We start from the raw sequence: 4,330 nt of genomic DNA on the forward strand, positions 1-4,330 counted from the left end.
CGCCCGATTAGTTACCCAGCTAATCAGGGCTTGAACAAGACTGTTTAAAAGAAAAGGAATGTCGAGATGACATCCGAAAAATCCGCTATTTCCGGAAGCCAGTTAATTGAACAAAAATTAATGGTCCGAGACCTCACACTCAGCTGCAATATTGGCTTGACTGAAGAAGAGAGACTTCGCCCACAGCGGTTAAAGGTAAACCTTGAACTTACACTGAGCCCTCTTCCTGTTCTTAATGACGAGATTGATGAAACAATCAATTACGGAATATTGGTCAAGAAAGTCAGAAACGTTTGCCTGCAAACCAAAGTGAAGCTTTTGGAAACTCTTGCCAATGACATCTCTGAAACATGCTTCTTTGACGATAGGATAAAGACCGTTCACATGCGCATAGAAAAACTTGATCGTTATCCCGATGTGGCTGGGGTTGGTATCGAAATCACTAGACGCCGCGCTTAATAAGAACCTCCCTTTTTAATCGACCGCAAGCACCAAAGGCCAGAGCAATCTCTGGCCTTCTTCGCATAAACAATTCCCCCAAAACTTAATATTTGATAACGACTCGTTATCTATAAAATATCGCCAAGATTCGATCTTTTATCGAGGGACGAGCGAATAAAACCTTTAAGAATCAAAGAAATTTTATTTCGAGAATCCCTAACTTGTACACAGGAGAAATCTTTCTGTAACCGTCAAGCCATAAAAAAGAATTTTTTTTGCACATTTGAACGTTGACTTTAAATTCAACAGTAATATCAATAACTTGCAAAATATGCCTATTTTTTAAGCACCTTATTGTAATGCTAGTGTTTTCAAGGGGTATACGCGTAGGCTCACAAGATAGCCACAAAGTTATCCACAGGATCCGTGGATATAATTTTATACGGTTTCACAGCGAGAAATCAGTAGATGTGACGAATCCTATGTCTTCTTAAGAGTCCCATCCATACATTAAGAAAGTGTTCTTGACCTGTTCCACATTAAACGTCATCTAAAGTGGTACAAGACACTCTTCTTAGGGCAGACGTAACCTGATATATTAAGATCTTCATATTTTAATTCTCTTGAACAGTTAAACCGGACCCGTTTAAGTCAGAAAATGACAAAAGTACCTTCACGCAAAGCAAGAAAAAAAGATCCGTCGCAAGGTGGAAAACGATCGGCAATGGCTGCGCGTGAAGATTTGGATCCGACAATCGCTAATAATCCACTTGATACTGTTTCAGGATTGTCCGAAGACACCATCAGCTGGGAAGCGGGATCGCAATCAGATGCCGAACAGGCCGCCGGAACTAGCAACATCGAAATCGGGACCGGTATAATACTTAGTGTCGTGAAAACCCTGCCAGGCTCACCCGGCGTTTACAGAATGATGGATAGTGAGGGAAATCCTCTCTATGTCGGAAAAGCAAAAAACCTCAAAAAACGTGTTGTCTCTTATACCCGGGTTGACCAGCTTCCCTATCGGATAACACGTATGGTTTCCGAAACACGATCCATGGAAATCGTGCGAACGAACACCGAAGCGGAAGCTCTCTTACTGGAAAGTAACCTGATCAAGCGTCTAGCCCCACGCTACAATGTATTGCTCAGAGATGATAAATCATTTCCCTACATTCTGATCACAAGCGATCACGAAGCACCGCAAATAACAAAACATCGCGGCGCACAAAAAAGAGAGGGGCGATATTACGGCCCTTTTGCCGATGCCAGATCTGTGAATCAGACCATAACAGCGCTGGAAAAAGCTTTCTTGCTCCGTTCTTGTAGTGACGGCGTCTATACAAACCGTACTCGCCCTTGTCTGATGTACCAAATCAAACGTTGCTCAGCGCCCTGTGTTGGTCGTGTCTCTCTATCCAACTATGCGTCTCATGTACAAGAGGCCGAAAGTTATCTAAGTGGTTCATCGTCTAATTTTCAGAAAAAAATGGCTGAAAAGATGCAGACTGCCGCTGAAGAACAAGATTATGAACAAGCAGCAGTTTATCGGGATCGCATTCGCGCCCTTACGGCAATCCAATCCAAGCAGGAAATTAACATTGCTGACTTAGATGATGCGGATGTCTTCGCCCTTTTTGAAAAAGCCGGGCAATCCTGTATTCAGGTGTTTTTCTTTCGGGCAGGCCGGAATTACGGAAATCGTTCTTACTTTCCCAAACACGATAAAACAATCGAGGCAGAAACCGTACTAACATCATTTATTGCCCAGTTTTATGCGAACAAGCCAGTCCCAAAGTTAGTAATGGTCAGCCATAAACTACCCGAGGCCCCTGTCCTTGCAGAGGCATTGGGAACAAAAGCAGGGCGACGCGTTGACGTTACACACCCATCACGAGGTGCCAAAAGAAAGCTGGTCGAAAATGCGACCGTCAATGCCCGCGAAGCCCTTGCCCGACGGATGGCTGAAAGTGCAAGCCAACGCCGATTACTTGAAGGCATGTCGGATATGTTGTTCCTAGAAGCGACACCAGAGCGGGTTGAGGTTTATGATAACTCTCACACCCAAGGGTCAGAGGCTTACGGCGGAATGATCGTCGCAGGCCCCGAAGGCTTTATGAAAAAAGCTTATCGAAAGTTTAAAATTCGCGGCGACAAGCCCCAAGACGGTCAAGAAGAGAAAACACCAGCAGCTTATCAGGCAGGCGACGACTACGCTATGATGCGAGAGGTTTTAACTCGCAGGCTATCAAGAAGCCTAAAGGAAGATCCCGATCGACAGACTGATCAATGGCCAGACCTTCTAATTCTCGACGGGGGGCAAGGACAGCTAACAGTCGGCATTGAAGTACTTGAAGATCTCGGCCTGACGGATATTCCCATCGTTGCGATTGCGAAAGGGCAAGACCGAAATGCTGGCCGAGAGAGAATATTTCTTCCCAATCGCCCTTCCTTTCTCGTCGACCCTAAAGATCCTGTCTTATACTTCATCCAACGGCTACGGGATGAAGCACACCGCTATGCCATTGAGACACATCGCAAAGGCCGAACCAATGCGCGTTTAAAATCTGCCCTTGATAGTGTTCCCGGGATTGGAGCAAAACGTAAAAAGGCGCTGTTGTTCCGCTTTGGTTCAGCAGATGCCGTTGCCCGCGCAGGGGTTGAAGATTTGGCAGCGGTCGAAGGCATCAGCCGCGTTGTCGCACAGTCAATTTATGATCATTTCAACACTGAATGATTTCTGTCCCTCAATTTTCTATTCCACAACTTTTTATTCCATAGTCGCCATCACCTCATTTGATCTATAACATAGCAACAGCCTTATCTGGGCGTTATACAGCTTGTAGAAACTTACCAACACGTTAGAGGATTTATCATGAAGGTTTTTGGCCTTGCAGGTTGGAGTGGTAGCGGCAAGACAACTCTTCTCAAGCAGGTGATCCCGACTTTGGTCAAGCGGGGCTTAAAAGTCTCGACACTAAAGCATGCGCATCACAAATTTGACGTTGATAAACCCGGTAAAGATTCCTATGAACATCGTGAGGCCGGGGCCAGTGAAGTGATGATTTCATCTGGGAACCGGTGGGCCTTGATGCATGAGTTGCGGGATGAAAAAGAACCAACACTTGAAGAACTAATCCCTCATATGACACCCGTGGACATTCTTTTGATTGAAGGCTTCAAAAAGGAGAGGCATAAAAAGCTAGAAGTTTTCCGCCCCGCCCTTGGAAAACGCATGCTTCACAAAGACGACCCTAACATTATCGGGGTCGCAACCGATGACGACGAAATGGATACGCCTCTGCCCACAATAAATCTCAACGATATAGAAGCGATCGCTGATTTCATCTGCATATCATGTGACCTTCATCACAAGGCCAGAAAGGCCGCGGACTAATGGCCCAACTTTCGGATGATTGTTTTGCCCACGGCGGCAAGTTAATGACAACGGCCAATGCCCTCGCCCTGTTAGAAGAGAAGCTTCAGTGTATTACAGAAACTGAAACGATTTCCGTTGTTGAATCTTTGGGGCGGGTATTGGCCGAAGATGTTATCTCACCTTGCAATGTACCACCGCATGACAATTCGGCCGTTGATGGCTATGCGGTGTACTTTGATGATTTAAATACAACATCAGAAACCATCCTACCAATCAGTGATCGGATCGCCGCCGGAAGCTACGTTCGGGAAACACTCCGTAAAGGCACCGCAGCAAGAATTTTCACAGGCGCCCCCATGCCCCTAGGCGCAGATACCGTACTGATGCAGGAAGACTGTCGACTAATTGGAACTAATGAAGTCTCAATTCCCCTTGGTATCAAGCCGGGATCCAACAGGCGTTTTGCGGGCGAAGATGTCGAAGAAAGCTCTGTCATTCTTCATGCTGGTC

At 45.9% G+C, this 4,330-nt stretch carries 3 protein-coding genes and 1 pseudogene; all 4 read left to right on the forward strand.

Annotated features, from left to right (window positions below; genetic code table 11):
• Nucleotides 1-66 precede the first annotated feature (66 nt).
• On the forward strand, nt 67-459 hold the full coding sequence (locus Q0241_RS12980) for a dihydroneopterin aldolase (protein WP_299378120.1): 393 nt from the start codon (nt 67-69) through the stop codon (nt 457-459).
• Nucleotides 460-1,099: 640 nt separating this feature from the next.
• Nucleotides 1,100-3,178 (forward strand): excinuclease ABC subunit UvrC, encoded by a 2,079-nt coding sequence (uvrC, locus tag Q0241_RS12985; RefSeq protein WP_299378123.1) that lies wholly within the window; start codon nt 1,100-1,102, stop codon nt 3,176-3,178.
• A 138-nt stretch (nt 3,179-3,316) separates the two neighbouring features.
• Complete coding sequence (gene mobB / locus Q0241_RS12990; protein ID WP_299378125.1) at nt 3,317-3,838, forward strand: molybdopterin-guanine dinucleotide biosynthesis protein B; 522 nt, start codon at nt 3,317-3,319, stop codon at nt 3,836-3,838.
• Nucleotides 3,838-4,330 (forward strand): annotated as a pseudogene (locus Q0241_RS12995) (molybdopterin molybdenumtransferase MoeA); the annotation flags it as partial. The gene mobB and the pseudogene Q0241_RS12995, both read left to right, overlap by 1 nt.

This window comes from uncultured Kiloniella sp., from assembly GCF_937128705.1.
Lineage (GTDB): Bacteria > Pseudomonadota > Alphaproteobacteria > Kiloniellales > Kiloniellaceae > Kiloniella.